We start from the raw sequence: 23,046 nt of genomic DNA, 5'->3' as shown, positions 1-23,046 counted from the left end.
CGTGAGGACCATGCAATCCGAGGTTCAGGCGCTGATCGCGCGCAGCAACCGGCTCGGCGCGGACCCGACCACGACGAACTACGCCGGGGGCAACACCTCGGCCAAGGGTGCGGCCACCGACCCGGCCACCGGCGGTCCGGTCGAGCTGCTGTGGGTCAAGGGCTCCGGCGGTGACCTCGGCACGCTCACCGCGTCCGGATTGGCCGCGCTGCGGCTGGACCGCCTCCGCGCCCTCGTCGACGTCTACCCCGGCGTGGAGCGCGAGGACGAGATGGTCGCCGCGTTCGACTACTGCCTGCACGGCCGGGGCGGTGCCGCGCCGTCCATCGACACCGCCATGCACGGCCTCGTCGACGCCGCGCACGTCGACCACCTGCACCCCGACGCCGGAATCGCGATCGCCACCGCCGAGGACGGGCCGGAGCTGACCAAGGAGATCTTCGGCGACCGGGTGCTGTGGGTGCCCTGGCGACGGCCCGGTTTCCAACTCGGCCTCGACATCGCCGCGGCGGCGCGAGCCAACCCACGCGCGATCGGTGTGATCCTCGGCGGGCACGGCATCACGGCCTGGGGCGCGACCAGCGACGAGTGCGAACGCAACTCGCTGGAGATGATCCGGGACGCACAGGCGTTCCTCGACGAGCGGGGCCAGGCTGAACCGTTCGGCCCGGTCATCGCCGGCTACCAGCCGCTGCCACCGGACGAACGTCGGCGTCGGGCGGCGGCGCTGTTCCCGGTACTGCGGGGTCTGGCGTCCACCGACAGGCCGCAGGTGGGCCACTTCGATGACAGTGACGTGGTGCTCGACTTCGTCGCGCGGGAGAAGCACCGCGCACTCGCCGCCCTCGGCACCTCCTGCCCGGACCACTTCCTGCGTACCAAAGTCCGTCCGATGGTGCTCGACCTGCCGCCCACCGCCCCCGTCGAGGCCGTGCTCACCCGCCTCAGCGAGCTGCACGCCGCCTACCGTGACGACTACCGCGCGTACTACGAGCGGCACGCCGGTCCGGACAGCCCCGCGATGCGTGGTGCCGATCCGGCCGTCGTGCTGGTGCCGGGCGTGGGCATGTTCAGTTTCGGTGCCACCAAGCAGACCGCCCGGGTCGCCGGCGAGTTCTACCTCAACGCCATCAACGTGATGCGCGGCGCGGAGTCCGTGTCACGCTACGCGCCGATCGACGAGGCCGAGAAGTTTCGGATCGAGTACTGGGTGTTGGAGGAGGCGAAGCTTCAGCGGATGCCGAAGCCGAAGGCCCTCGCCACGCGGATCGCGTTCGTCACCGGCGGTGGCTCCGGCATCGGCCGGGCCATCGCCCACCGGCTCGCCGCGGAAGGCGCGTGCGTCCTGGTCGCCGACCGCGACGCCGAGGCGGCCGGCGCGGTCGCCACGGAGATCGGCGGCACCGACGTGGCGGTCGCCGTCGCCGTCGATGTCAGCGACGGTACGGCCGTCGCGAACGCCCTGCGCGACGCGGTGCTCGCCTTCGGTGGAGTGGACCTGGTCGTGAACAATGCCGGGCTCTCGCTGTCCAGGTCGCTGCTGGAGACGACCGAGGCGGACTGGGACGTCCAGCACGACGTGATGGCCAAGGGCTCCTTCCTCGTCTCGCGGGAGGCCGCGCGGGTGCTGCTGGCGCAGGGGATGGGCGGGGACATCGTCTACATCTCCAGCAAGAACTCGCTGTTCGCCGGCCCGAACAACGTGGCGTACGGCGCGGCCAAGGCCGACCAGGCGCACCAGGTCCGCCTGCTCGCCGCCGAACTCGGCGGCCACGGCGTCCGGGTCAACGGTGTCAACCCGGACGGGGTGGTCCGCGGCTCCGGCATCTTCGCCGGGGGCTGGGGTGCGCAGCGGGCCGCCGTCTACGGCGTGCCGGAGGAGAAGCTGGGCGAGTTCTACGCCCAGCGCACGCTGCTCAAGCGCGAGGTGCTGCCCGAGCACGTCGCCAACGCGGTCTTCGTGCTCACCGGCGGCGAGCTGTCGCACACCACGGGGCTGCACATCCCGGTGGACGCCGGGGTCGCCGCAGCCTTCCTCCGCTGATGACCGCCGTGCGACTGGCCGCCGTGGACGTGGGCGCGTCCAGCGGCCGGGTCATGCTCGCTCGTGTCGGGCCAGGGACGCTGGAGCTGACCGAGGCGCACCGGTTCCGCAACGATCCGGTGCGGGTCGCAGGCACCCTGCACTGGGACGTCCTGGCGCTCTACCGGGGCGTCCTGGAGGGGCTGCGCGCCGCCGGTCCGGTCGCCGGTCTCGGCATCGACACCTGGGCGGTGGACTACGGGTTGCTCGACGCCACCGGTGCTCTGCTCGGCAATCCGGTGCACTACCGCGACGGGCGTACCGAGGGCGTCGGTGACCGGGTGGCGAAGCAGCTCGGCCCGGCGCGGCTGTATGCCACGACCGGGCTGCAACATCTGCCGTTCAACACCCTCTACCAGCTCGTCGCCGCCGCCGGAACGCCTCAGCTGGAGGCCGCGCACCGGCTGCTGCTGATCCCGGACCTCATCGCCTACTGGCTCACCGGTGTGATCGGCGCCGAGGTCACCAACGCCTCCACCACCCAGCTGTACGACCTGCGCCGCCGCACCTGGGCCACCGACCTGATGGCCGACGCGGGGATCCGCGGCGAGATGTTCCCGCCGCTGCGCGAGCCGGGAACCCGGATCGGCCCCGTGCTGCCCACGCTCGATCTGCCCGGAACGCCCGAGGTGGTGGCGGTGGGATCGCACGACACGGCCTCGGCCGTGGTGGGAGTGCCGGCGGTGGGTGAGCACTTCGCCTACATCTCCTGCGGCACCTGGTCGCTGGTCGGCGTCGAGCTGGACGCCCCGGTGCTCACCGAGGCGAGCCGGCGGGCCAACTTCACTAACGAATCCGGCGTCGACGGCACGTTCCGCTACCTACGTAACGTGATGGGCCTCTGGCCGCTGCAGGAGTCACTGCGTACCTGGGGCACCACGGACCTGCCCGCCCTGCTCCGTCAGGCGGCCGAACAGCCGGCCTTCCGGTCCGTGGTCGATCCGGACAACCCCACGTTCCTGCCACCCGGTGACCTGCCCGCCCGCATCGCCGAGACCTGTCGACGTACCGGCGAGCCGGTGCCGGAGCACCCGGCGGCGACCGTCCGGTGCATCCTGGACAGCCTCGCGTTGGCGCACCGGCGCGCCGTCCAGCAAGCGCAGCAGCTCTCCGGTCGGCACGTCGACGCGGTGCACGTCGTCGGCGGCGGCGCCCGCAACGACCTGCTCTGTCAGCTCACCGCCGACGCCTGCGGCCTGCCGGTCCTCGCCGGGCCGGTCGAGGCCACCGCCCTGGGCAACGCCCTGGTGCAGGCCCGGACCCTCGGCGTGATCGGCGGTGGCCTGGCCGAGCTGCGGTCCGTGCTGCGTGGGACGCAACAGATCGTGCGGTACGAGCCACGCCCCGACGCGACGGCGTGGCGCGCCGCAGCCCGAAGGCTCGGATGGGCGGACTGAGCGTGCGGGCGGTTGGCGGTCTGACCGGTGCGCTCCACAGGCAGGAGTGGGGCGGCGGTCCGGTGACCGCCGCCCCGTTCAACGGGTCAGACCGTGATGCGTCCGGCGCCGGCACCTGCGGTGACGCTCGCCTTCACACCGCTGGCGGCGTCGAGTTGGTAGGAGTAGGGGATGGCCGCGACGTCGCCCGCGCTCTCCGGCGCACCGGAGTTGACGAAGACGTTGTTGCGCTGGACGAGGTCGCCCGGGTCCGATTCGGCGTAGCCGACCGCTGTCGGCCGGGTCACGTTCTCGAAGTAGTTGCCCTCGACGAGTACACCGGCGCCCATGGTGGACGCGACGCCGTAGTCCGCGCCGAAGTAGTAGTTGTTGAACACGTGCACCGGGTCGCCGAACCGGACCCGGGGGTGCCGCTCCTTGCTGCCGTCGAACCAGTTGTGGTGGTAGGTCACCCGCAGGTGCCCGATGTCGGCGGTGAAGCCGTCGTCGTGGCCGAGCAGCATGCTCTTGGTGTGGTTGGTGACCCGGTTCCACGAGACGGTGACGAAGTCGGACTCCCGCTTGATGTCCAACGCGCCGTCGTAGCCGCCGTCGAAGGTGTTGTGGTCGATCCAGACGTTGCGCGAGTTCTGCACGTTGACCGCGTCGTCGTCCCAGCCCCGGAAGGTGAGGTTGCGGATGATGACGTTGCTGGCGCTGCTGACGTTCAGCCCGTTGTCCAGCGTGGCGTTGCCGACGCCGAGCACTGTCTTGTTCGACCGGACGTCGTTCATCTTGTCCGGCATGGTGAGCGAACCCTGCACCCGGATGATCAGCGGTGCTGCCGACTCCAGGGCGTCGGCGAGCGCCGGGCCGTCGGAGACGGTGACCGTCTGACCACCCGCGCCGCCGGTGGTGCCACCGTTCTGGGTGGCCCAGCCGACCAGGCCGGTCTGCGGTGGGGTGGTCGGCGGCGGGGTGGTCGGGGGAGGGGTCGTCGGGGGCGGGCTGGTCGGCCCGCCCGGCAGGCCGACCTTGCCGACCCCGGCCTGCGCGGTCACGAAGGCCTTGATGTCGCAGGCGGTGGTGATGGTGTACTCGTACGGCGGGTTGGTCACGCTGCCGCCGGTCTCACCCGCGCCCGAGTTGATGAGGCAGTTGTTGCGGGCGACGAGCCGACCGGGGCCGGAGTCGGCCTCGGCGAGGTGGTACGGGTCGTCGACGTTCTCGAAGTAGTTGCCCTCCACGATCACGCCGGAGTTCTCCGTCGCGGCGACACCGTAGTCACCGGTGTTGAGGTAGTAGTTGCTGTAGACGTGCACCTGGTCGCCGAAGCGGACCCGGGGGTTGCGCTGACGGGTCTCGTCGAAGAAGTTGTGGTGGTAGGAGACCTTCAGCCGTCCGGTGTCCTGCGCGGCGTTGCCGTCGTCGTGCCCGAGCAGCATGTTCTTGTTGGTGCCGTCGGCGTGGTTGTAGGACACCGTCACGTACGACGAGCCGCGCTTGATGTCGAGGCCGCCGTCCGAGCCGGTGGTCCAGGTGTTGTGGTCGATCCAGATGTGGTGGGAGAACATCTGCACGTTCATCGCGTCGTCGGCCCAGTTGCGGAAGTTGAGGTTCCGCAGAATCACGTTGTGCACGGCGTTCGCGGGCGGGCTGGTGACCGCGTTGTCGATCGGCAGGCCGATGTTGAGTCCGCCGCCGGTGAAGCCCGAGTTGGCGCCGAGCCCGACGATCGTCTTGTCCGAGGTGATCTCGTGCATCGGGCCGGGCAGGGCGATCAGTCCGCTGACCTGGATGATCTTCGGACCGGCGGAGGCGGCCTCGGCGATGAACTGCGCCGCGGTCGTCACCGTGACGGTCGGGCCCCCGGCCCCACCGGTGGTGCCGTTCTGACCCCAGGCGTCGACCGACGCCCAGCCGTCCGCCACGTTCGTGCCCGGGTCACCGGGCGGGGTCGGCGTCGGGTCGGTCGGGTCCGGCCCGGGGGTGGCGCTGGTGACCTGGACGTTGTCGAAGTTCGCGCTGGCGTTGAAGGTGGCGACACCGATCCGGCCGCTGGCGAACTGGCTGTCGGTGGCCTCGGTCAGCAGGGTGCCGTTGACGTAGCCCTTCAGCGAGCTGCCGGCGACGTCGATCCGCAGCGTGTACGCGGTGCCGACGGTCACCGTGGTCGCGGCGCTGTCCAGCGTGGTGCTGGAGCCCCCGCTGAGCCGCTTGAGCTCGACGGTGTTGTTGCTGCGCAGAGCCAGGTAGTAGTAGCTCGTACTGCTCTGCGCCCGGGCCAGCAGCGCGACGAAGCGGTTGGAGCCGTTGAACGCGGTCGGCTTGACGGTGGCCTGGACCGAGTAGTCGGTCCAGCTCGCCGTACCGGCCAACGACCGGGCGTCGCTGCTGGTGCCGGACTGCCGGTAGACCCGGGAGCCGTCGGTGGCGACGGTCCAGCTTCCCCCGGACGCGGTCCATCCGGTGGCGTTGCCGTCCTCGAAGTCGTCGGTGAAGAGGGTGTCGGCGTAGGCGCCGGTGGCGCCCATGCCGAGGGCGAGGGCGACCGCGGCGAGCGCGGCCCCGATGGTGAGCAGGAGACCTCGGCGATGCCTTCGCCAGGTTTCGGTGGTGTGCACGGAACCTCCTTGGTGGTGGCAGCTGTCGCTGCTAGAAGCCGAGCTTTCCGGTGCCGGAGCCGGCCGAGACGACCGACTTGATGGTGTTCGGATCGGTGACCGTGTACGGGTAGTAGGTGCTGGGCTCCTGCACCGAGCCACCCGCGTCACCCGGCTCGCTGGTGCCGGCGAGCACGTTGTTCCGGGCGATCAGCCGACCCTTGGACCCGGCGTAGCTGATCGACCACGGCACCTCGACGTCCTCGAAGTAGTTGCCCTCGACCACGCAGCCCGAGTTGAGCTGACAGGCGACCCCGACGTCGGTGTTGTAGACGAAGTAGTTGTTGAACACGTGCACCGGCTCGCCGAAACGGACCCGAGGGTTGCGCTGCGGCGTCCGGTCGAACCAGTTGTGGTGGTAGGTCACCTTCAGATAGTTGGTGTCCTGGGCGGCGTTGCTGTCGTCGTGTCCGAGCAGCATGTTCTTCGTGTGATGGTGGGTGTGGTTCCAGGAGACGGTGACGTAGCTGACGCCACGCTTGATGTCGATCAGTCCGTCGTAGCCGTACGCCAGGTCGTTGTGGTCGATCCAGATGTGGTGCGAGAACATCTGCACGTTTATCGCGTCGTCCACCGTGTTGCGGAAGTTCAGGTTGCGGACGATCACGTTGTGCACCGCGTTGGCGGGCGGGCTGGTCGCGGTGCTCACCGGCAGGCCGATGTTCAGGCCGCCGCCGGTGATGCCCGAGCTGGCGCCCACGCCGACGATCGTCTTGTCCGAGGTCACGTCGTGCATCGGGCCGGGTAGCGCGATCACGCCGCTGACCCGGATGTTCAACGCGCCGGCGGTCCCGATCGCGGCGAGGAACTCGGCGGCGGTGTCGACGGTGACTGTCGGACCACCCGCGCCGCCGGTGGTGCCGATCTGGCCGAGCGCGTTCACCGACGCGAAGCCGATCGGCGGTGCGCCCGGGTCCAGTGGCGGCTCGGTGGGTGGCAGTGTCGGCTCGCCTGGTGGCTCCCCAGGCGCTCCGGTCTCGGTGTCCACCCGGACGTCGTCGAAGGAGGCGCTGGCGTACGACGTGGCGAGCCCGGCGCGGCCGGCGGCGAACGCGCTGTCGGTCGCCTCGACCACCAGTGCGCCGTTGACGTAGCCCCGCAGTGTCGTGCCCACGGCCTCCAGGCGCAGCGTGGCCCAGCTGCCGGTGGTCACGCCGCCGGCGGCCGAGTCGAGCGCCACCGGGTCTCCACCGGCGCGCCGGAGCAGTTGCACGCCGCCGCTGGCGGTGACCGCCAACGCGTAGTAGCTGCTGCTGTTCTGTGCCCGGGCGATCACCCCGACGTGCCGGTTCGTGCCGCCGAACCCGGTGGGTCTGACCCGCGCCTGGACGCCGTAGTCCGTCCAGCCTGGGGCGGAGGTCAACGCCCGGGCGTCGCTGCTGGTGCCGGACTGCCGAAAGGCCAGTGAACCGTCGGTCACCACCGACCAGCTGCCTCCCGACCGCGACCAGCCCGTCGAGTTGCCGTCGGAGAAGTCGTCGCTGAGCAGCGTGTCGGCGAAGGCGGGCGGGGTGGCGATGAGCACCGCTGTGGCGGCGAGCGCTCCGGCGGCGAGCGCCGCCGCGATCAGCCGGGGCCTCGGCCGGCCCCGAGGGTTCAAAGATTTCATCATGGGCCTCCCTGGTGGTGGTGGCGGGCTCAGATGTCCGTCGACGTAACGGAATTGAAATGAGCCATACACGAACGGTAGGGAGACGTACTGGCGAGAGTCAATGAATTGAGTGTGCAGGTATGTTGCAGACTATTCGGGAAATGCGTATTGCCCGGCCGCTGGCGGCCGAGCTGTCCTTTGTTCGGTGCGATTTCCACCGAACGGTCGCACCAGTTCTCTGCAGCCTTTCAACGCATGTTTCGCGGCGGCTGGTGTTCAGTTGTCGCGGCTTTCCTGTGCTCGACCGGTGTTTCGTGGCGCGGGCCCGGCGGCCTCCGCCGGCGCTTGCCGTCAGTCGGCCGAACGATCCGTCGGGCGGTGCGGCGGCGTGTCGGCGCGGGGTGCGGAGGTCTTGGTTGATGGCCGTCGCTGGCACCGGAAGTCACCTCCCGAACCTGCAAAGGTTTGCAGCGAAGGAACCACAGAAGCTGGATGGGCGTCAATGCCCCGCCGCGAACCTGCGGCATTTATCCGCGTTGGTGAGGATGGGAGCCGTCTTACCGTCCCCTGCTGGTAGCGAGATCATGAACGTAGACCATGATCAATGCAACAACCGTTTGCAGGAAACGAAGATCCGTTGATTGACATGAATTAATCACCGCGCCTAGCATGGGTTCCGGAAAGCGCTTTCCGCCCTCGCACCCCACCGCCACGGATCGCCGGCCGATCCGGCGCTCGCCCCTGCCCCGTGACGCCGACGTCCAGGCACCGCGGACCGGTTCGGGCTCGCCGCCGCGGCCCGTCGGACCCGCCCCGGTCCGCGATTCGCCCCCCGCGAAAGGCGGCCAGATGTTCTCCACCCCCGCTCGCCGTACCGCCTCGCGCTGGTGGTCCCTCGCCGCCGTCGGGCTCGCCACCGTCCTGCTCACCCCGCCCGGGTTGGCCCAAGCCGCGCCCACCGCCACGGCGATCCCCGCCACCAGCGCTGTGGCCGGTCCCGCTGACGGCTTCGCCAGCGTCGCCGCGCTCGGCCAGGCCGGCACCACCGGCGGAGCCGGCGGACCCACCGTCACCGCCACCACCACCGCCCAGTTCCTGGACTACATCGCACGGCCGGGCCCCTACGTCATCCAGGTCTCCGGCACCATCAACCTGCCCGCGGGCAGCAATGACGGAATGCACGACGTCGCCTCGGACAAGACCATCATCGGGCTCGGCGCCACCGCCATGCTCGCCGGTGGCGGGTTGAACATCGGTGTGCCGGTCGACGACGACGTCACCGCGCCGCCGGCGAACGCCGTACACAACATCATCATTCGCAACCTGCACCTGACCGGCGCGAGCGACGACCTGATCAACGTGCAGATGTTCTCCCACCACATCTGGATCGACCACAACGAGTTCTCGAATGGTGATGACGGTGCGGTCGACATCAAACGGGGATCAGATTATGTGACCGTCTCCTGGAATCACTTCCACGATCACGACAAGACGCTGCTACTGGGACATGACGAGGACGCCGGACCGCAGGACACCGGCCGGTTGCGGGTCACCTATCACCACAATTTCTTCGACCGTTCCGACCAGCGCAACCCCAGGGTACGGTTCTCCGCGTTGGCGCACGTCTACAACAACTACTACTACGACAACAGCTACGGGGTCGCGTCCACCTACGACGCCGCCGTGCTCATGGAGAACAACTACTTCTACTCCGTGAACAACCCCGGCCGGGTGGACTTCAGCGGCGATCTGGGCCGGATCGTGGCACGGGGAAACATCCTCGTCGCCTGCAACCATCCGATCGAGACCCGCGGCACCGTTCCCGATCCGCGTGGTTACTACCCCTACCAGCTCACCCCCGCCGCCGACATCCCGACCACGGTTCCGGCCGGTGCCGGGGTGGGCAAGGTGTCGTCGACACTCGCCGGTGCCTCGCCGAGCGCGGTACCGGCCAACCAACCGGACGGGTTCGCCAGCGTCGCCGCGCTCGGTCAGAACGGTACGACCGGCGGAGCAGGAGGCCCGGTGGTCACCGCGACCAACGCGGCGGACTTCCTCGACTACATCGACACCATCGGGCCGATGGTCATCCAGGTCAGCGGCGTGATCCGGATCAGCAGCAAGCAGGGGGTGCGCCCGCACAAGACGATCATCGGCGTGGGGAACGCCGAGATCACCGGGGGTGGGCTGGACTTCTACCGGTCGTACAACGTGATCGTCCGCAACATCAACTTCACCGAGGCCGAGGACGACGCGATAAACGTCGGCCAGAACTCCCACCACATCTGGATCGACCACAACCGCTTCGCCGGCGCGATCGACGGCTCGGTCGACATCGTGCGGGGCGCCGACTACGTGACGGTCTCCTGGAATCACTTCGACCACGCTGACAAGAGCATGCTCATCGGGCATTCCGACGGCGCGGCGTCCACCGACGTCGGGCACCTGAAGGTGAGCATCCACCACAACTTCTTCGACCACAGCCGCCAACGCCATCCCCGGGTGCGGTTCGGCGAGCCGGTGCACGTCTACAACAACTATTTCCTCGGCAACGCCCTCTACGGCGTCGCGTCGACGGAGAACGCCGGCGTCCTGGTCGAGGGCAACTACTTCCGGGACGTCCCGTACCCGCTGCACTCCGCGAGCGGGTACGCCGACAGCGGCCCTGGCCGTGCCGTGCAGCGCGGCAACGTCTTCGTCAACTCCGGCCAGCCCGAGACCGCCGGCACGGTCACGGAGCCGCGAACCTACTACCCGTACCAGCTGGACCCGGCGGCAAACGTTCCGGCGCTGGTCACCGCGGGTGCCGGGGTCGGCCGACTGACCTGACGCCCGCAGGTCGTACCGTCGAGGTGGTGCCCAGCACGCGGCCTGGGCGGTACGACGCGGGACGGCCCGGTCAGCGCCGCAGGGTCGCGGACGGTGACTCCCCGAATCGCGTCCGGTACTCGGTCGCGAACCGACCGAGGTGCACGAAGCCGTGTTGCAGGGCAACAGTCGTCACGGACGCCCCCGGCGCGGCCGAGCGGAGCGTGCGGTGTGCCGCGTCGAGCCGGCAGGCCCGCAGGTACGCGGTCGGGGTGGTCTGCAACTCACGGCGGAAACAGTCCTGCAGTGTTCGTACGCTCACCCGTAGCGCCTCGGCGACATCACCGACGGTCAGTGCCTCCCCGTGGTGTTCGGAGATCAGGGCGCAGGCCCGGCGGACGAGACGCCCGGGGTGGGCGTGCTGGCCCGGCTCGGCCAGCAGGTGGGAGTGGCTGTGCCGATGGGCCAGCAACAGCTTGCCGATGAGCCCCTGTTCGAAACGGGCGGCTACCTGCGGGTGGTCGAACAGGGATGCGTCGGCCGGCTGGGACAGCTCGTCGGCGAGGAACGCCACCCCACGCGCCCACGCCTGCGCGGTCGGCGTGGTCATGAGCATGCCGACGTCGAGGCGGACCGGGTCGTCCACCGGGCGGCCCAGCAGGCGGGCGAGTTCCCGGTCGACGGCCCGTCGGTCGGCGTAGAAGATCCGGTGCGGCGATCCCTCGGACCACCGCATGTCCGAGGAGTCGTACGGGGACAGCACCGAGGCGACGTCCGGGGTCGAGGTCACGGTCTGACCGGCGTGCCGGACCATCGTGCTGCCGGCGCTGGGGATCTGGACGAGGTAGAAGGTCTCCAGCGCCGGCGGTTGGATGCGCACCGCCTGCCCGTAGTCCAGATCGATGACGCCCACCCCACCCGCTCGGCGAGCCGCCATCCGCAGTTGCACGGTGTGCACACCCGCCTGCGGGGTGAGCCGGTGTGGACAGAAGACCCGACCCACCTCGGCGCGAGCCCGGTCGACATCGTCCGTCCGGACCGTCACCGCATCCATCCGACACCTCCCGGGCGTCCCGTCGCGCTGACCGTAAGGCGCGACCGGCCCGGACCAGACCCGAAAGCCGCCGACCCGACAGGAAAAGGGTCCAACTGCGTAGCGCGGACAGCGCCCGCGTCGAGCGGATAGCGACCTTGCCGGCCTGCTCGCTAGCGTGCGACCACCGCGGGCGGTCAGCGCCGGCACGGTTCGTACGTCCTTCGGAGGAGATCATGAGGATTGCCGTCGTCGGTGCCGGATTCGCCGGTGTGAGCGCAGCGAAGGTGCTGCGGCAGAGCGGATTCGACGTCACAGTGTTCGAGCGCGCGCCCGACGTGGGTGGGGTGTGGAGTCGTACCCGGCGATACCCCGGCCTGCACACCCAGAACGACAAGGGCACCTACCACCTCTCCGACCTGCCGATGCCCGCCGACTACCCGCAGTGGCCGTCGGGAGAGCAGGTCCAGCGGTACCTGGAGAGCTATGTGGAGAAGTTCCGGCTGTCCAGCGCGCTGCGCCTGTCCACGGAGGTCGCCTCGGCCGAGCTGGTCAACGACGAGACCGGGTGGCTGGTCACCTCGCGGCCGGCGGGTGCCCAGGACCCGCTGACCGTGGAACGGTACGACCACCTGATCGTCGCCAACGGCATCTTCTCCGACCCGTTCGTCCCGTCCTTCGCCGGGCACGCGAACTTCACCGCCGCCGGGGGGCGCGTACTGGCGACGGGGGAGTTCCACGACATCGAGGCGGCCCGAGGTAAGAACGTCCTCGTGGTCGGGTACGGCAAGTCGTCCTGCGACGTGGCGGTCCCGGTGAGCGAGGTCGCCGCCCAGACCCACGTGGTGGCGCGCGAACTGCTCTGGAAGATGCCCCGCAAGCTCGGTGGTGCGCTCAACTACAAGTACCTGCTGCTCACCCGGATGGGTGAGGCGCTCTTCCGCTACCTGCACCTGAGGGGCTTCGAGCGGTTCCTGCACGGCCCGGGGAACGGTCTGCGCCGGCGCATGGTCGACAGCGTCGGCTCGGTCGCGACCCGGCAGTTCAAGCTGCGCGAGCTGGGTCTCGTGCCCAACGGCAGCTTCGAGGACATCGCCCGCAGCACTGTCAGCCTCGCCACCGAGGGCTTCTTCGAGCGGGTCACCGACGGTCGCATCGCCGTGCACCGGGAACAGGTGATCACCGAGTTGCTGGTCGACGGCGGCCGGCCCGCCGCCCGCCTGGCCGACGGCACTGTGCTCCCCGCCGACCTGGTGATCTGTGGCACCGGCTTCCGCCAGCACGTGCCGTTCTTCGACGACGCGCTGCACGCCCGCCTCCAGGACGACGCCGGCAACTTCATGCTCTACCGGCAGATCCTGCCGATCGGCGTGCCGCGGCTGACGTTCGCCGGCTACAACTCGTCGTTCTTCAGCCCGCTCAGCGCGGAGATGGCGGCGGTCTGGACGGCCGCGCACCTGCGGGGTGGGATCACGCTGCCGACCGAGGTACAGATGCGCGACGAGGTGCGCGCCCGGCTGTTCTGGATGACCAAGCGCACCAACGGACGGCACGCTCGCGGCACGAACATCATCCCGTTCTCGATGCACAACGTCGACGAGGTGCTGGACGAGTTGGGGCTCAACGTCGGCCCGCTGACCCGGGCCCGGCAGTGGCTGTTCCCCGTCGACCCGGGCTCGTACCGCAGGGTGACGGCACAGATGATCCGGCGTACCGCCGACCCGGTATCCGCCATCAACGACGGAAACCCGATGAAGATGGATAAAATACGCAGATAGGGATCAGGCGGGGCCGGTCGGCGAGGGAGGCTCGGGGACGATGGCAGCGGAACAGGGTCACCACAGTGGTGTGCCCACGCCGGCGGCCCTGGCCGGCTGAGCTGTCTCGCCCTCCGTGCTGACGCGCACCGAGTTCTTTCGTGGGCTCGGGGACAGTAGGAGCCCACGCTCGGCCACCGTCCTGGAACTGCTCTTCGACATCGTCTACGTCTTCGCGCTGGCTCGCCTCGCCGGGCGGGTCGCGGACGACCTGACCATCGTCCGGCACACGCTGCTGTCCGAGGCGGGCCAGACCGTCCTGTTCTTCACGGCGATGTGGATGATCTGGTCGCTCAACGCTCTGCTGGCGAGCACCTACGACCCCCGTCGCCCCGATTTGCAGGCCGTCCTGCTGGCGACGATGTTCGGCACGCTGGTGCTGGCGGTCACCCTGCCGCAGGCCTTCGGCCAACGCGGCGTCGTCTTCGCCTGCACCTACGTCGTCATCCAGGTCGGTCGACCGCTCTTCACGTCGCTCGCCCTGCGGGGTCACGCGGGCCAGGCGTTCGCGCTCCGGGTGCTGACCTGGCACCTGGCGTCCAGCGTGCTCTGGATCAGTGGCGGCATCAGCGGTGGTCTCGGTCGGGGCGTCTTCTGGACCCTCGCTCTCGCCATCGAGCTGATCGGCGCCGCCACCACCTACCCCCTGCCCCGGATGGGAAGGAGACAGCTCACCAGCTCGGGGGTCACCGTCTCGCAGGAGCATCTCGCCGAGCGGTACAACCAGTTCTTCATGATCGCTCTCGCCGAGGTGGTGCTCGAAGCCGGCGCCGCGGTCAGCTTCCCGGGCTTCACCACCGAGGGAACCATCGTCCTCGTCGCCTCGTTCGTGGTAGTCGTCTCGTTCTGGCGGATCTACTTCTACCACGTCAGATCCGGCCATGCCGCTAACGCGAGGGGACAGGGGATCCAGCTGTCCCGGTGGGCGAGCTACAGCCTGCTGCTGATCGTCGGTGGCATCATCTGCACCGCCGTCGGCTTCGGTCAGGTCATCGAGGATCCGCACCCGCCGATCGACTGGGCTCTCGTGGCCATCATCTTCGGCGGCCCGGTGCTGTTCTTGATCGGGCGGAGCGCCCTGGAGCGGGAGGACCGATCCGCGCCACGGTGTCGGGCGCTGTACTACGGCGCGGTGGCGCTCGCCGTGGCGGCTCCGCCGATGGTGCTGCTCCCGCCGGTCGCCGTGGCGGCCGTCGCGGCGGTGATCCTGGCCGGCATCACCGTGTACGACCAGCGTGCCCACAAGCGTGGGGCGGAGACCAATCCGACGCTGTGACGACCCGTTGCGAGCCGGCGACCAGGCCGCGTATGGTCGTCGGGCACGCCGTCGAGCTGGGAAGGAGGTCAGAACAATGTCCGATGTTCTGCGCCCCCTCCGCGCTCCGGCGTCCGCGCGGATCTGATCCGGGGCGCGCGCTTCCCGGAGGACCAACCCATGACTGATCTGGTCATCCGTCCGCTCGTCGCGGGCGAGGAAAACCTGTTCGACTCCATGCCTGATCCGCTGCCCCAACTACGCCAGGTCGCGTACACCGACGGGATCGCCGGCGGCGGCTACCGGCCCGAGAACACCTGGGTCGCACTGCGCGCCGGCCGGTTGGTGGGTCGGGCCGCCTGGCTCCTTCCGCCGGGCGCCGTCGGTGCCCCCTGGTTGGACCGGTTCGATCTGGACGCCGAGCCGGAGGTGGGCGCCGAGCTGCTGCGCGCCGCCCACGAGGCGCTGGGCGGGCCCGGTCTGTACTACGCCGCACTGCCGGCGCACTGGCGGCGTCGGCCCGAGGTGCTGGCCGTGGTGCGGGCGCCCATGGAGGCCGCCCGACTCGCCGGGCTGGTCGAGCGGGGGGAGCGGCTCCGCTGTTCCTGGACGGGCACCCCTCTGCCGGCATCGTCCGGGCGGTACGACTTCCGCCCACCCGTCGACGTGGCGGAGGTCAAGGCCGTGGTCGCCAGGGTCGCCGAGCCGGACGTGCTGACCGGCGTCGAGATCGCGCGGGTGGTCGGCGGCGTCGACCTCGCCACCGACCCGCTGGCCTGGTTGGGCGAGAACACCGAGGAGTGGCGCATCGCCCTGGCGGCCGGCAACCCGGTCGGGCTTGTCGGCACGGCCGGGGACGCCTGCTACCCCCTGCTCGCCTATCTCGGCCTCCTCGACGAGGCGGCCCGGCCCGAGCTGTTGGCCGAGGCGGTCCGGGTGCTGGCCGCCGGCGGTGCCCGCGAGGTCATCGCCGATGTGGAATCGCACCGGGTGACCGTGCTGGCGGAGTTGGAGCGGACCGGCTTTCGGCAGTTGCGCTCCCGGGTCGTCTTCGCGCCGCCGAACAGTCAGGAATAGCTGACCGGGTGCGCCCGGTCACCCGGGCGCACCCCCTCAGCCAGCGTCGAGCGCGGCCCCTGTCAGCATCTGACCATGCCGGAGATCATCGCGCTTCTCGTCGGCGGGTTGGCGCTCGTCGGGGCGGCGATCGCCGGGCTCTACCTCTGGCCGGTGGGCCGCCGTGGCCTACGGGTCGCGCCGGCCGGACCGCTCGACTTCGACACGGCCACCCGTGCCGCCGCGGCCATCATCGCCGCCGAGACGGCCGATCCGGAGGTGCGACCGGAGTCGCGCAGCCGCTTGCTGAGCCACGGTTCCCGTACCGGCCGGGCCGTGCTGCTGTTGCACGGGTACACACTCGCGCCCGAGCAGTACGAAGGGCTGGCCGAGGAGTTCTTCGACAGTGGGTACAACGTCTGGGTTCCCCGGGCGCCCCAGCACGGGACCGTCGACCGGCGGGCCCACCACCGGGTCGAGGCCGGTGAGCTGACGACGTACGCCGCGCAGGGGTGGGCCGTCGCGGCGGCTCTGGGAGACGAGGTCGGCGTCGTGGGGATCTCCGGCGGCGCCGTGCTGGCCGCCTGGCTGGCCCAGGTGCCGGGCAACGTCGTACGGCATCTGCTGTTGCTGTCGCCGTTCTTCGGTCCGAATCCGCGACAGGCGCCGGCCTACGCGGTGAAACCGCTGATCGTGCTGTACGGGCGTCGCGTTCTCCGGGATCGCGTCACGTCACGTGGTTATTCGCTCGCCGCCGTCACCCAGTACCTGACGATCGCCCGTACCCTGCCGAACCCGCCCCGGCGGACCGGTCTGCGGACCGCGGCGGTCGCGATCAGCCCGCTCGACGGCGTGGTGGACCTCAGGGCAGCGGTCCGGGTGCCGCGCCGGATCGCCGATGCGAACGCGATACCGCTGCGGGTGTGCACCCTGCCGGAGACGTTGGGCGTCGAACACAACACCCTCAACCTCGGCGCCCACGGCGACGAGTGGCGCCGGCGGTACGTAGCGCTGTACGAGGGTGAGCCAGCGCCGACGACCGACGCGCCGACCCATCGGTAGCGCCGCCGCCCCGCCCCCGCCCCGCGGGCAGGAGCGTGGCGGGCGCGATGGTGCCTGGCGAGGTTCTACTTGCCGTTGAACACCGGAGGGGCGTAGCCGGTCGGCTTGTCGCCGATACCGAGGCCGGGGCTCACCACCCAGGACTGGTACTGCGGGGTGAACATGGAGTAGAGCAGCGGGACCTTCGGGGCGCTCGCCTCGTCGAGCCGGTGGCGGGCGTCGGCCGGGATCTCGAAGTCGAGCGCACCGAAGTTGCTGGCGAGCTGGTCGGGACTGCTCGCTCCGATCACCACCGAACCGACGGCGGGCTGGGTGGCCACCCAGTTGATCGCCACCTGCGCCATGCTGCGCCCCAACTCGGCGGCCACGCTCTCCAGCGCCTCGATCACCTGCCAGTCACTGGCGCTGATCTCCCGACCAGCGGCGTCGGGGTTGGTCAACCGGCCGGTCCCGGTCATGCCCTCGCCGGTACGCCGGTACTTGCCGCTGAGCAGACCCCCGCCGATCGGGCTCCACGCGGTGAGCCCCATGCCCAGGGTCTGGGCCATCGTCACGTGCTCCGCCTCGATGTCGCGCGTGACCAGGGAGTACGGCAGCTGCACATTGATCATCGGGGCCAGCCCGTGCGCCTCGGCGTAGCTCTGCGCCCGAGCCGCGTACCAGGCCGGTACGTCGGAGAGCCCGGCGTAGCGGATCTTGCCGGAGCGCACCAGGTCGTCGAAGGTGTGCACGACCTCCTCGACCGGGGTGATCCGGTCCCAGGTGTGCAGCAGGTACAGGTCGATGTAATCGGTGCCGAGCCGGCGCAGCGACGCCTCCACGGCCCGCATGATGTGCTTGCGGCCGTTGCCGCTCGCGTTCGGGTCGCTCGGGTCGACGGTGTTGGTGGCCTTGCTGGTGAGCACGAGCCGCTCTCGTGCGCCGGCCCGGTCGATCAGACGGCCGAGGATCTTCTCGCTCTCGCCGGCGGTGTAGAAGTCCGCAGTGTCGATGAAGTTCCCGCCCGACTCCAGGTACTGCCGGAAGATCGGCTCGGCCTCGTCCTCGGTCTTGCCGTACGCGGCGTGGAACCCGTCGACGCCGAAGTTCATCGTGCCCAGCGCCAGCCGGCTCACCCGCAGACCGGACCGCCCGAGCAGGTAGTAGTGGTTCATCGTGGTGCCCTCCCGATCGTGGTGTCGGCCCGCTGCGGACCGCGCGTTCCAGACCTTTGCTCGGCAAAAATGGACCTGCAAGTCCAAAAACCGGGATAGGGTTGGACCCGCAGATCCAGACCAGGAGGTCTCATGACACGGGCGTTGACCCGCAAGGGCGAGGCGACCCGGGCGCGGATCGTCGCCGGTGCCGCCGCCGAAGTCCGCGAGCGCGGCGTCGACGAGGTACGCCTCGAGGATGTGATGGCCCACACCGGCACCAGCAAGGGTCAGCTCTTTCACTACTTCCCGGACGGGAAGGAGGGGTTGCTGCTCGCGGTGGCCCAGCACGAGGCGGACCAGGTGCTCATCGACCAGGAGCCGATGCTGAGCAATTTGACGTCCTGGCCGGCCTGGCTCGCCTGGCGCGACCGACTGATCGAGCGGTATCTCGCGCAGGGGGTGAAGTGCCCCCTCAACGGTCTGCTCGGTCAGACCGGCCGGCGGGCGCCTGGCGCGCAGGCGATCGTGACCGGGCTCATGTGGCGCTGGCAGAAGGCGATCACCGAGGGCATCCGGCACATGCAGTCGACCGGCGACATCGACCCGGACCTCGACGCCGACCGGGCCGCCGCGGCGCTGCTCGCCGGCATCCAGGGCGGGGTGCTGCTGCTGCTCTCCACCGGAAAGATCGACCACCTCGAAGCCGTCCTCGACCTCACCATCGATTCGCTGCGGGCAGGCGCCCGGACGGGCGGGAGCTGAGCCGAGGCCCGCGACGCCGAGTTATCCTTGCGCCCGAGTTTTCGGAGATCGGAGCAGACGTGGCAGGTGACGACGACATCTCCGGGTGAGCACCCGGACCGGCCGCCGACGGGCGCGTGATCGCGCCTTTGTCGCCGCGGCCTCCGTCGTCATGTCCTGCTTCCGCCGGGTTGCCGCTGCGCGCCCCGGATCGTCGTTCTCCGAGGTTCCCCATGTCTGTTCGACCTGCTCTCATCGCCCATGACCTCGTGCGGGTCTGCGGCGACCGCCGGGTGCTCGACGGCGTCTCCCTGACCGCCGCGCCCGGCCACCGGATCGGCCTGATCGGTGAGAACGGCACCGGCAAGACGACACTGCTGCGGGTCCTGGCCGGCGTCGACGTACCCGACTCCGGCACCGTCACGCGCCCACCGGACGTCGGCTTCCTGCACCAGGAACTGCCCTTCCGGACATCCACCACCATCGCCGCCGTCCTCGACGACGCGCTGCGCGAGGCTCGCGCCGACCTCGCCGAGCTGGACCGGATCGGCGTCGCGCTCGCCGACTCGCCGGAGGGCACCGAGCAGCACGACCGGCTGCTGGCCGCGTACGGCGAAGTGCTGGAGCGGGCGCAGGACCGCGACGCCTGGGACGCCGACCGGCGTGCCCGGACGGTCCTCGACGGCCTCGGTCTCGGCGGGCTGCCCCACGACCGCATGGTGGGCGTGCTCTCCGGTGGGCAACGTGGCCGCCTCGCCCTCGCGGCGATGCTGATCCGCCGGCCGAGCGCGCTGCTGCTCGACGAGCCGACCAACCATCTCGACGACGCGGCGGCGGCGTTCTGCGAGGACCAGCTTCGTGCCATGCCGGGGGTGGTCGCGGTGGCCACTCACGACCGTGCCTTCCTGGACGCGGTCTGCACCGATCTCATCGACCTGGACCCGGCGGTCGACGGGCCGGTCCGCTTCGGCGGCGGCTACACCGCGTACCTGACGGCGAAGCGGGCCGAGGCGCAACGATGGCGGCGGCGCTACGACGACGAGCAGGCGCTCCTGGCCGACCTGCGCGAGGCCGCAGCCGTGACCGGGCATCAGGTCGCCCACGGCCGGGGCCCGCGCGACAGCGAGAAGATGGGGTACGGGCACACCGCCGGCCGCGTCCAGAACCAGATCTCCCGTCGCGTTCGCGACGCAGTCCGTCGACTGGAGACGATCGAGCGCGACCCCGTTCCGGTGCCGTCGGAGCCGTTGCGCTTCCACGCGCCGGCACTCGCCGTTGGCGACAGCGACGGGGTCATCGTCACGGCGGACCGGCTGGAGGTTCCCGGCCGACTGCGGGTGGCGCACCTGGAACTCAAGTCCCGCGATCGGCTGTTGGTGACCGGCCCCAACGGCGCGGGCAAGTCCACACTGCTCGCCGTGCTCGCCGGCCACCTGGCCGGTGTCGGAGCGCTCTGGCGACGACCGGAGCTGCGGGTCGGCCTGCTCGCCCAGGACAGCGTCTTCCCGGATGCGCGGCGGACGGCCCGGCAGGTCTTCGACGCGGCCGTCGGCGTGGAGCGGGCCGAGGTCGTACCGCTGTCGTCCCTCGGGCTGCTCGCCCCGGCGGACCTCGACCGCCCGGTGGCCGACCTGTCAGTGGGGCAGCGCCGTCGGCTCGCCCTGGCGGTGCTCGTCGCCGATCCGCCGGAGCTGCTCCTGCTCGACGAGCCCACCAACCACCTCTCGCCGACGCTCTGCGACGAACTGGAGGAAGCCCTGGGCACCGGCCCGGGTGCCATCGTCGTGGCCAGCCACGACCGCAGACTCCGCTCCCACTGGCCAGGTCGAGAGCTCTCGCTCCCGGGAGCTGGAATGCCGTGCTCGGACCTGGGGTGAGTGACGACGACGGGCTGGGCCGGGTGATGGTCGCGCAGATCACGGCACCGACACCGGGAGTTCACCCGCCTCGGGTGGTCGGCGGGGCGGAGCCCGCTATCGTTGGCTCAGTCGGACACACTGTCCGGCATCGTGTCCGATCAGTGGGCGGCATGCAGGACGACGCCGCCGCCGTCCGCAAGGAGATCGCGGCGATCGGCGGGCCGGTCGTCGTGGTGGCCCACTCGTACGGCGGCATCCCGGTCAGCGAGGCCGCCACCGGCCTGTCCGAGGTCGAGCACCTCGTCTACGTGACGGCGTACCAGCTGGACCGTGGCGAGTCGATGTTCAGCTTCCACGGCGTGCCGGACCCGGTCGAGACCGACGTTTTGATCCCGATCACCGGGGACCCGCGGGCGGCCTTCTACGGCGACCTGTCGGACGCCGATGCCGAGGCCGCCATCAGTCAGTTGGTCGACCAGCGCCTGCGGGCATGCCTGGACCGGGTGACCGAGCCGGCGTGGCGCTCAATCCCGTCGACCTACATCGTCTGCACCAACGACCAGGCCATTCCGGTGCCGCTGCAGGGGAAGATGGCCGAGCGGGCCAGCAACGCCCGGCGGATCGAGTCCAGCCACTCACCGTTCCTGTCCCGTCCGGTCGAGCTGGCCGCACTGCTCGACGAGATCGTCACCTCTCGCTGAGCGCGCGGCTACGCGGGGTCGAGGTGATCGAGTCGTTCGAGGTCGGCGGTGCCGGACCGGACCACGGCCTCCGCCAGCGCGACGGTGGCCGGCTGGACCCCGTTCTGCTGCTCCGCGGTGGCGATCCGGACCGACTGTGCGAGATGCGCCCGCAGGTGCCCGGCCAGGAGGCGGTGAAAGGGCTGCCCGCTGGCCGCCCGCAGCGCTGTCATCTCCTGCGCCGTGGCCATGCCCGGCATGTCGTGCCCCTCGTGCGGATTCGTCGTCGGGGCGGCGGCGTCGGCCAGTAGCCGGCGGGCGTGGTCCAGATCGGCGCGCCGGGTGCCAGCGACCTGAGTGGCCGTCCGCCGCCAGGCCGGGTCGGTGGTCCGCGCCGGCACCAGATCGAGGACGGGCAGCAGGCGTTCGGCCATCGCCACCGTCAGTTGCAGCCAGGCGATGTCGGTGGGGTTGAACGCCGTACCCGTGGGTGTCGGCGCGGCCGTCACCCGTGGCGCGGTCACGGGTGGTGTGGCGGTGCTGGCCGCGTCTTGTGGCCCGTCGGCGCAGCCGGCGACGAGCAGCACGGCGATGAGCAGGGTAAACGCCGTGGGCTTGCGCATCCGATCTCCCTTCCCGACCACTGCGGCGGGCCCGGGTGACCGGACCCGCCGCAGTGGTGTGGAGCTGTCGCTCAGATCGGTCGGCCGTCGTGACCGCACTTGATGACGGGACGGATGCAGTCCTGGACGCGGCGGGCCAGCTCCGCCACCGGCCAGGCGTTGAAGAAGTCGCCGTGCATCGTGTAACCCGGTCCGGAGGCCAGCCGGAACCGCGACGGGTCGCCGGTGACCGGGTACCGAAGCACCTGGCGCAACTTCGGCACGTGCACCGGGTGGGTGCTCGGGCAGGCCTGGTTCACCGGGTACGCCAGGTGGCTCTTGTGGTCCGGTGAGTCGAGGTCACGGCCGTTCCAGCACTGCGGGAAGTCGAGGTACGACTCCAGCATCGTGCCCGACGGGCAGTTGACGAAGTCCTTCGACGGCGGCACGTGCCCGGCGTGCAGGCAGGACCAGCGGGCGATGCTGTCGTTCGGCCCGGTGGCCTTCGCGTTGCCGGCGACGAGCCGCAGCCCCAGCGGGAACGGCTGGGTGTTCGCGACGACGTCGGCGCGCACGCCCTCGCCCAGGTAGTAGAACGTGGCGATCGCCGGCTCCACGGCGACGTTGTCCCGATACAGGGTCGGCACCCAGTACGACGAGACGTCCACCCGCGGGTTGCAGGTGGTGGGCGAGTTGACCAGGTCCGGGAGCGTGGTCCTGGCGTTCGTCACCGTGCTGCCGAAGAAGCTGTGCATGTGCGACGCCCCGGGCAGCCCGGGGAAGACGATCGGGTCGTCCGGTAGCCGGTGGCTGTAGGTGCAGTCGGCGGGGAACTCGGCGACCCGGATGGCGTTGGCGCCGAAGTCAGCGCCGGCTCGGCCGGGGGCGGCGTCGGCCCGGTTGGTGGTGGACACCAGGTACGTGCCGAGTAGCACCAGCAGGGCACCGATCGCCGTGGCGAGGCGCAGTCGGCGGGGGATGCCGGAGAGGGGTGCGGCCCTGTCCATCGTGACTCCTGTCGGGGGACGGGTCAGGGACAGCTCCGGCGCCGCCGCCGAAGGCATCGGAGTTGTGCCTGGCCAGACTGGGTGGTGGCCGGTTGGGCCGGTGTGAGAGAGCGCTCTCACTGCCCCCAGCCTCACGTTGAAGTCGACAATTGTCAATACGTGCCGCAGTTGGTGGAAAAGACGCCGAAGGGCCGGGCCCCGTGGTGGGGGTCCGGCCCTTCGGTGTGTGCTGGTGGTGTGTGGGTCAGCTGGTGGCGTAGCCGCGGGTGGCGATCCA

The 23,046-nt window shown here is 70.3% G+C and carries 16 protein-coding genes; 10 read left to right on the top strand and 6 right to left on the bottom strand.

Annotated features, from left to right (window positions below):
* Positions 1–10 precede the first annotated feature (10 nt).
* On the top strand, positions 11–2,044 hold the full coding sequence (locus tag FB453_RS33790; RefSeq protein ID WP_145796885.1) for a bifunctional aldolase/short-chain dehydrogenase: 2,034 nt from the start codon (positions 11–13) through the stop codon (positions 2,042–2,044).
* Positions 2,044–3,480, top strand: a complete 1,437-nt coding sequence (locus FB453_RS33785) for a rhamnulokinase (RefSeq protein WP_145796848.1) — start codon at positions 2,044–2,046, stop codon at positions 3,478–3,480. Before FB453_RS33790 ends, FB453_RS33785 begins: the two co-directional genes overlap by 1 nt.
* Positions 3,481–3,566: 86 nt before the next feature.
* Here the strand turns inward: FB453_RS33785 and FB453_RS35300 are convergent, their stop codons facing one another.
* Complete coding sequence (locus FB453_RS35300) at positions 3,567–6,083, bottom strand: pectate lyase family protein (RefSeq protein WP_486480594.1); 2,517 nt, start codon at positions 6,081–6,083, stop codon at positions 3,567–3,569.
* A gap of 31 nt (positions 6,084–6,114) precedes the next feature.
* Complete coding sequence (locus FB453_RS33775; protein ID WP_486480593.1) at positions 6,115–7,734, bottom strand: pectate lyase family protein; 1,620 nt, start codon at positions 7,732–7,734, stop codon at positions 6,115–6,117.
* A gap of 828 nt (positions 7,735–8,562) precedes the next feature.
* Here FB453_RS33775 and FB453_RS35295 point away from each other — a divergent pair.
* Complete coding sequence (locus tag FB453_RS35295) at positions 8,563–10,542, top strand: pectate lyase family protein (protein ID WP_486480592.1); 1,980 nt, start codon at positions 8,563–8,565, stop codon at positions 10,540–10,542.
* 70 nt (positions 10,543–10,612) lie between these two features.
* Here FB453_RS35295 and FB453_RS33765 read toward each other — a convergent pair whose 3' ends face one another.
* Positions 10,613–11,575, bottom strand: a complete 963-nt coding sequence (locus tag FB453_RS33765) for an AraC family transcriptional regulator (RefSeq protein ID WP_145796845.1) — start codon at positions 11,573–11,575, stop codon at positions 10,613–10,615.
* A gap of 215 nt (positions 11,576–11,790) precedes the next feature.
* Here FB453_RS33765 and FB453_RS33760 point away from each other — a divergent pair, with 215 nt between their 5' ends.
* The 4 genes from FB453_RS33760 to FB453_RS33745 all read left to right on the top strand — a co-directional run bounded on the left by FB453_RS33760 (position 11,791) and on the right by FB453_RS33745 (position 16,744).
* Positions 11,791–13,332: a flavin-containing monooxygenase gene (locus tag FB453_RS33760; protein WP_145796843.1), complete on the top strand. Its 1,542-nt coding sequence runs from the start codon at positions 11,791–11,793 to the stop codon at positions 13,330–13,332.
* Positions 13,333–13,447: 115 nt separating this feature from the next.
* The gene (locus FB453_RS33755) at positions 13,448–14,647 is read left to right on the top strand and encodes a low temperature requirement protein A (RefSeq protein ID WP_145796840.1); all 1,200 of its coding nucleotides are present in this window, start codon (positions 13,448–13,450) and stop codon (positions 14,645–14,647) included.
* Positions 14,648–14,806: 159 nt separating this feature from the next.
* The gene (locus FB453_RS33750) at positions 14,807–15,703 is read left to right on the top strand and encodes an acetyltransferase (protein WP_145796838.1); all 897 of its coding nucleotides are present in this window, start codon (positions 14,807–14,809) and stop codon (positions 15,701–15,703) included.
* A 75-nt stretch (positions 15,704–15,778) separates the two neighbouring features.
* Positions 15,779–16,744, top strand: coding sequence for an alpha/beta fold hydrolase (locus FB453_RS33745; RefSeq protein ID WP_145796836.1), 966 nt, complete (start codon positions 15,779–15,781; stop codon positions 16,742–16,744).
* A 65-nt stretch (positions 16,745–16,809) separates the two neighbouring features.
* Here the strand turns inward: FB453_RS33745 and FB453_RS33740 are convergent, their stop codons facing one another.
* A complete protein-coding gene (locus tag FB453_RS33740) occupies positions 16,810–17,898 on the bottom strand; it encodes an aldo/keto reductase (protein WP_145796833.1) in 1,089 nt (362 codons plus the stop codon).
* A 132-nt stretch (positions 17,899–18,030) separates the two neighbouring features.
* Here FB453_RS33740 and FB453_RS33735 point away from each other — a divergent pair, with 132 nt between their 5' ends.
* The 3 genes from FB453_RS33735 to FB453_RS33725 all read left to right on the top strand — a co-directional run bounded on the left by FB453_RS33735 (position 18,031) and on the right by FB453_RS33725 (position 21,181).
* Positions 18,031–18,642, top strand: coding sequence for a TetR/AcrR family transcriptional regulator (locus FB453_RS33735; RefSeq protein WP_145796831.1), 612 nt, complete (start codon positions 18,031–18,033; stop codon positions 18,640–18,642).
* A 212-nt stretch (positions 18,643–18,854) separates the two neighbouring features.
* The gene (locus FB453_RS33730) at positions 18,855–20,498 is read left to right on the top strand and encodes an ABC-F family ATP-binding cassette domain-containing protein (RefSeq protein WP_145796829.1); all 1,644 of its coding nucleotides are present in this window, start codon (positions 18,855–18,857) and stop codon (positions 20,496–20,498) included.
* Between the two features lie 152 nt (positions 20,499–20,650).
* Positions 20,651–21,181: an alpha/beta hydrolase gene (locus FB453_RS33725; protein ID WP_486480595.1), complete on the top strand. Its 531-nt coding sequence runs from the start codon at positions 20,651–20,653 to the stop codon at positions 21,179–21,181.
* An 8-nt stretch (positions 21,182–21,189) separates the two neighbouring features.
* Here FB453_RS33725 and FB453_RS33720 read toward each other — a convergent pair whose 3' ends face one another.
* Both FB453_RS33720 and FB453_RS33715 read right to left on the bottom strand, forming a co-directional pair.
* Positions 21,190–21,783: a DUF305 domain-containing protein gene (locus tag FB453_RS33720; RefSeq protein ID WP_145796824.1), complete on the bottom strand. Its 594-nt coding sequence runs from the start codon at positions 21,781–21,783 to the stop codon at positions 21,190–21,192.
* A 71-nt stretch (positions 21,784–21,854) separates the two neighbouring features.
* Positions 21,855–22,769, bottom strand: coding sequence for a DUF1996 domain-containing protein (locus FB453_RS33715; protein WP_112700226.1), 915 nt, complete (start codon positions 22,767–22,769; stop codon positions 21,855–21,857).
* Positions 22,770–23,046: the final 277 nt, after the last annotated feature.

The organism is Micromonospora sp. CNZ322 (assembly GCF_007827755.1).
Note: the sequence above shows the minus strand (reverse complement) of the source record. Positions and strands in the feature narration are given on the sequence as shown.